6 protein-coding genes and 1 pseudogene are annotated in these 6,000 nt (G+C 43.1%); 4 read left to right on the plus strand and 3 right to left on the minus strand.

What is annotated here, in order from left to right; all coding sequences use genetic code 11:
* Positions 1–74 precede the first annotated feature (74 nt).
* From AC0KUT_RS20645 to AC0KUT_RS20660, 4 genes are read left to right on the plus strand one after another with little or no spacing between them, the layout of a single operon-like run.
* On the plus strand, positions 75–983 hold the full coding sequence (locus tag AC0KUT_RS20645) for a ParA family protein (RefSeq protein ID WP_488835874.1): 909 nt from the start codon (positions 75–77) through the stop codon (positions 981–983).
* A 36-nt stretch (positions 984–1,019) separates the two neighbouring features.
* Positions 1,020–2,057: a ParB/RepB/Spo0J family partition protein gene (locus AC0KUT_RS20650; RefSeq protein ID WP_488835876.1), complete on the plus strand. Its 1,038-nt coding sequence runs from the start codon at positions 1,020–1,022 to the stop codon at positions 2,055–2,057.
* Positions 2,050–2,490 (plus strand): hypothetical protein, encoded by a 441-nt coding sequence (locus AC0KUT_RS20655; protein ID WP_488835877.1) that lies wholly within the window; start codon positions 2,050–2,052, stop codon positions 2,488–2,490. The genes AC0KUT_RS20650 and AC0KUT_RS20655 overlap by 8 nt, the downstream gene beginning before the upstream one ends.
* Positions 2,474–3,331, plus strand: a complete 858-nt coding sequence (locus AC0KUT_RS20660; protein ID WP_488835879.1) for a replication initiator protein A — start codon at positions 2,474–2,476, stop codon at positions 3,329–3,331. Before AC0KUT_RS20655 ends, AC0KUT_RS20660 begins: the two co-directional genes overlap by 17 nt.
* A 1,105-nt stretch (positions 3,332–4,436) precedes the next feature.
* On the opposite strand, the pseudogene AC0KUT_RS20665 reads toward AC0KUT_RS20660, so the two are convergent.
* The 3 genes and pseudogenes from AC0KUT_RS20665 to AC0KUT_RS20675 all read right to left on the minus strand — a co-directional run.
* Positions 4,437–4,658, minus strand: a pseudogene (locus AC0KUT_RS20665) (integrase); the annotation flags it as partial.
* A gap of 229 nt (positions 4,659–4,887) precedes the next feature.
* On the minus strand, positions 4,888–5,427 hold the full coding sequence (locus AC0KUT_RS20670) for a cytochrome b/b6 domain-containing protein (RefSeq protein ID WP_488835880.1): 540 nt from the start codon (positions 5,425–5,427) through the stop codon (positions 4,888–4,890).
* Positions 5,427–5,693 (minus strand): PepSY domain-containing protein, encoded by a 267-nt coding sequence (locus tag AC0KUT_RS20675; RefSeq protein WP_488835882.1) that lies wholly within the window; start codon positions 5,691–5,693, stop codon positions 5,427–5,429. Before AC0KUT_RS20675 ends, AC0KUT_RS20670 begins: the two co-directional genes overlap by 1 nt.
* Positions 5,694–6,000 lie beyond the last annotated feature (307 nt).

Below are 6,000 nucleotides of genomic sequence, written 5' to 3' on the forward strand. Positions count from 1 at the left end.
TCCTTAGGAGACACTTGCCCAATATCATAACACACGTATATTATGTGCTGTATGTTATTTAAAGGGGCGGCAAGATGTTTACCTACAGAAGCAAGGTTTTAGCGGTACTTAACCAAAAAGGTGGCGTTGGTAAAACTACCGTGGCTAGCGTGATTGCGGAATATGCCGCGATTGTTGCCAAGAAAAATGTACTGGTGGTTGACCTGGATATGCAGTGCAACTCTTCCGACTACTGGGTTGGAATGGAGAGTGCGCCGCAGGCAACTGGTGGCCAGCTCCCTCCCCTGCACCCTGATTATGACGGCGACCCAGATTTAGATTCGCGCTCAAACATTGCCGATATTTTCTTTGGTAAAGCGGTACTGCCCCACCCTACCTATATTTGTGAAGAGCGCGGCTTTAAACACAGCGTAGAAATTATGGTTGGGCACCCTGCCCTGCTTGAGCGGATTAACAGCGAATACGACAACTCATCCGGCAAGATTGGCTCGCAGATTATTGATCGCCTGGGCGAGTTCCTGCACATGGAGGATGTTGCCAATACTTACGACCTTATCATTTTAGATACAGGCCCTAGTCGTAACCCTATTTTCCGTTCTGCGGTTCGGGCGGCAACTCATGCCGTTATCCCTTTCGAACCAGAAGAAAAAAGCCTGCAAGGCATCAACGCCATGTTGCAGGTAATCCAATCGGAAAACTTTTCGCGCAGTGACGACACTCAGTTAAATTTAATTGGCCTTTGCCCAAACAAGGTTCGCAGCAATACCAACATTCACCGCAGTACCTTGGAAATGCTTCACAGCGAACTGGGCGGCATCATGTTCCCGAGCAATGTGTTTTTACCTCAGTCTACCGCTTTCCCCGAGCGCGATTTAAAAGGTATTAGCCCGCGCAGCATTTTCCAAATCTCGGAACAACACGTAGCCCACAAGCAAAGTTCGGCAGTCGGCAAATTCGTGATTAAAAACATATTCGGTAAGTAAGTGTCTCCTAAGGAGACAGTGAATGAGGAATTCGTAATGGCACGTAAATTTGGCACCACCAGCACTAACCGCGTTGGCACTGGTAAAGTTGATCAGCAGGAATCTGGCACTGAAAAGTGGGCGGGATCGGTCGCGGCACAGGTTGCTACAGCGGCCAATGTGAAAGGCATTCTGACCAAGACTATTCCTGTGGCTTATGTGATTTGCGACCCAGAGAATCCCCGCAAGTTAGCACTGACTCAAGAGCAAATCACAAAAATTGCAACGCAGCACCCACTCGATAAAAACCAACTGCAAGTAGATGATCCAGCCGATTGGATCGAAGATTATGTAAGCAAAGTAGGGGAGGCCGAACAGCTAACAGGGAAAGCCTTGGGCGACCTGGAGTCATTAGTAGGTTTTGCTGCCGCGTTAAAGTCTGCCGATAGGTTGTTGCATCCCGTTGTGGTGTGGCGCGACGAAAGCACTTTTCATCTTATCGCCGGTGAGCGCCGCTTGTTGGCGCATATCCTATTGGGCGAATCCAATATCGCCGCGCGCATAGTGGAAGAGGGTTATAGCCGTGCTGAAATAGATACGCTGCAATGGGAAGAAAACATCCACCGCGTGGATATGAGTTTGTGGGAGCGAGTTGACCACATTAAAAAACTATTAGAAGCAGGGGAGGGGGTTAAGAAAACCTCGGTAACCAAACTGAGTAAAATACTTGGCCGCAGTCGCGCAGAGTGCCAACGTTATTTGGCTGTTCTCCGTTACCCCACTAAGCTACTGTCGAATGCTATTAGTTCTGGCAGGGTTAATGATTTGAAAGTGGCCGCTGCGTTTGCGCAACTATCCCCCGCAGAGTTAGAAGCAAAACTTAATGGTACGGCACCTGAAAAAGTAGCAGTTAGACCCAGCGTCAAATTTGCGAATAAAGAACAAGCCCCGCAATTTGGTCAGCTAATTAAAGCCGCCGCCAAACAGTTAAAAATGGATAACCTCATCAAAGAGGCCGACTTAGCAAGCCCAGCCGGAATCAATGAAGCGATTGCCTTGTTAGTTGCTGAATTAGAGGAACGAAGCCGTGGCTAAGTTTTCCTTACCTAAGGCTGGCAGCGGCATTGCACGTACTAGCTTACGGGTACCATCAAACATGTTGCCGCGCATCGAATCCATCATGGAGGAAGCAGGATTTAACCGTAAACAACGTTCTAAATGGATTGAAGAAATCACTACACGGTTTTTACTGCGTTCTGATGCAGCCAATTTAATAGCAGAGGAATTTATTGTTCCAGGCTCTACAGAGTCAATTCCTGTGACTATTTCAACTGAATTGGATGGACGCATTTATCAAATGATTGAACGAGTTTTAGCGGAGGAGGGCGCTCATACAGATCGCAGTTCCGTGATTAGAACGGCGATCACTCAACAGCTTATGGCTAAAGTTGGAATGCAGCTGTCTCCTCAGGAGACACGCAATCAGAAGATAGCTGACCTAGGAGGTTTCGATGAGCCAACTGCCTGATAAAACCGATCAACTCGATTTGTTTGTTGCCGACATCATCGACATTAGCCCTAAGGGTGATCTTCATTCAATGGAGTACCCCATTTTTGCTATTAGCTCAAAACCTGATATTGAAAAATTTCGCTATGAAAATGCTAACGGCAATTGGCTAGAGATAATCCCGTCCGTGAATGGCCGCGCCACTATCCACGATAAAGACATGTTGCTTTATTGTTTTGGGCAGGTAGCAGAAGCGTTAAATCGCGGTAAAGAAGTAACCCGCCGCATTAAGATCACAGCTTATGATTATTTGGTCAGTACTAACCGTACAACTGATGGCAAGTCCTATGCGGGTATTGCGGATACCTTGGCGCGCCTGCGTGGAACCACATTTGTCAGCAATATTAGTAATCAAGAAAAGAAGAAGGGCGATGTTTTTGGTCTTATCGACTCAGGAACAATGGTGACGGATAAGAATGGACGACTTGAATATATTGAAGTTGTTCTATCAGAACACTTGTTTGCATCCATTACCAATAACCGAATCCTGACCTACAACCGCGATTACTTCAAACTACGCTCACCCTACAACCGCCGTATGTATGAGTTGTGCCGTAAGCATTGCGGCAACCAAACCTATTGGGAAATCGGCCTGGAAACGCTTTATGCAAAGTTTGGAGTTAAGTCTGACCTGCGTGAGTTCCGCCGCAAGATCAAAGATTTAGTGAAAGAACAGGGCATTCCCGATTACTGCCTTGAGTACAAAACAGCGAAAGAGACCGGTACTGTCGAGAAGGTTGTGGTCTACAAGGATAACGATGCCTTTTTAAAACAAGCAGCGCACGCAGAAGAGGGGAGTTAGCTTTAAGAGTTACTTCGTGGTTTTAACCACATCTGATGTTTCTATTCGTGGTTTTAACCACACTTCATCAATATAGTACGCCTGAGCTATATTAAGAAAAACCTAAATGGTTGCGGTTTAGGCCAAATGAGATCATTAATCGCTCGCCCCTATAAATAACATACAGTATGTTTTTCAGAGCCTGTACTTCGTGGTTTTAACCACGGTATATCGAAAATCCGCTAGATATAAGGCTTTAGCGGCTAAAATTAACAAGCTGTGGATTTGCTGTGATTTGTATCGGGGTTTTAACCACAGTGCATTCGTGGGTTTGACCACGCTAAATTCGAGGTTTTAACCACGTTCTTTCGTGGGTTTAACCACGCTTCTTCGTGGCTTTGACCACATGAGATAGCCCCTAGCCCTTGTGGTATGTACCTTTGAGAAAACGTAACGGTTATTAACTATTACTAACTTAATATACTAACTCTATTAGTAACTTTAATAGCCCTGACTGGTATGAATAAAAAATTATATTAATAATATCGGGGTCAATTGGCATCTAAAACTGACCCACCATCAACACATAATTGCCTTAAAAGTAAACTCCCCTAAAAGACAGATGCAACATCTTTGTTTAAACCAGTTAAAGATTTATTACGGCTTGTTATTGCTACCTATGTGCTACCTTTTTGATTACTTAATGATTACTAGTGCTCTCTTTATGCTACCTAAGTGATTATCTTTTGATTACTAACATGTTCACCGCACTAAAAGGTCGACAGGTAGGGGGGATTTTATCTAATGCAGGATACGAGTTTTTTGGGAAAGTGTGTTACAGCTCGGCGAAATATTGGGTAATGCGAAGGATTTTATCTAGTGCAGGATACGAGTTTTGTATTTAAGTGTGTTACAACTCGATGGATCAATCTTAAAGAAAGCGACTGAATTAATTGGATTGCTTCTATGTGCCCAAAGCGGTCCTTAAGGGGCGCAATTCGTAAGAATACTCTCTTACGTAAAGCGGATCTTCGCGCGAAATAAATAACGCCATTTATTTCGCTAAGAGTCCGCCTCAAATTTCCGTCTGCTCGGAAATTTCCATCTCGTCAGCCACATCAATGCCTTAATTGCACACCGTGCTTTTCAGCTTGGTATACCCCAGCAGAATTTGCACGGCGCGTAAATTTTTGGTTCGCTTGTAAATTAATGATGCCTTGGTGGGGCGCAGGGAATGCTTGCCATAAGCTGATATATTAGAACCAATATCGCTAATCCAACATTGAACAATTCGAGCATATTGCTGCGTTGTAATGTGTGGAGATTCTAGAACACGGATATCCAATAGCTCAATCCTTTCTTGTAATATATTCAAGCGGTTGTAGTGCTTATAATTCGGAGATGCTTACCCCATTTTATTTTAAGCAGAAAACCTTACTAAAATTTAATAATTAACATTTACCGTAGTTATATCGTGTTTTTACCAAGCTTTATCAGATTCTTTAATTTGAGTTAATTCAGCGTTAACGAGTGACCAATTGAATATGCCTGATAGGATAGATCTATCAGTGTAATTATTAATCCAATTTTTTTGCCTTGCGCCTATTACCGGTAATCATCGATAGAGGAAGGTTTTCTTTTAGGCGATAGCTTTCAAATAATGCAGCAGATATATGAACCAATACCAACGCCATTAATATGTTGGCAGCCCACTCATGAAGATTTCCAATCCAATCCTCACCCCAGAAATAATCTATTTCCTCCATCATAAAACCGGTTATACCCAGCGATAACATACAAAGCATCATCAATATCATAACCAATCCACCAAGTGGGGAATGCCCCAGCCGATGATAAAAATCACCTTTTATCAAGGTGGTTATGTGAGTAGTAAGATTAGCACGGGTCGGAAAGAAATCCGACCATCGCGCCGCACCTTTCCCGAAAAATCCCCAGAAAAATCTCACCAGTAACCAAAGGACAGCAATATATCCCAACCACTGATGCCAATCTTCACCGGACTCAGTAAAAAAATAGTTGGTAATAAATATTGCCGCAATAGACCAGTGAAATAGCCTAATCAAGGGGTCCCAGAGCTTTTCGGTTTTCGATGACATTATTCGTCAATTTCCTCTTTCACTGATTTACCAGTAACAGGATCAAAATAAATTTCTACTTTTTTCTTGTCGTTATTCCAACCATAAATTTCATAGCAGTTACCATCAGTAACTTTAAATACTTTAATCTCATAACCTTGCTCTTTTAATTCGTCTTGAAATCTTGTTTGGTCAAGCCATTCTGATTTGTCAGCAGTGGTGCATTGAGGCCCAGCCCAAGCAACTGAGCTGAATAGCGCCAGAGTGGTGAAAAAAATGGTACGCATAAAATTTCTCCATATCAAATGATCGTTAATTAACTGGTTGCATTTTCGAACAATATACATCTAAAAAAATCGTCACGACTTTAAAATAAGATATTTTCACAAATGTAACCATCTCTTAGAAAACAGTGTAAAAAGTAGAAAGTTCAACCTTTTAACATTGCTTTTTAAATATTGCGACGTACACTACAACAACTCTCTCGGGGGAGTAATCTGCTGAATTTAATCAGCGCTTGTGTCAACAGACTTGCATGTATTTGCATGGTACAAGCGTCCAATCGGATAAGCACCGATAGGATTGATGAGACCT

The sequence above is a fragment of the Cellvibrio sp. 25HG11W-0 genome, assembly GCF_057815475.1.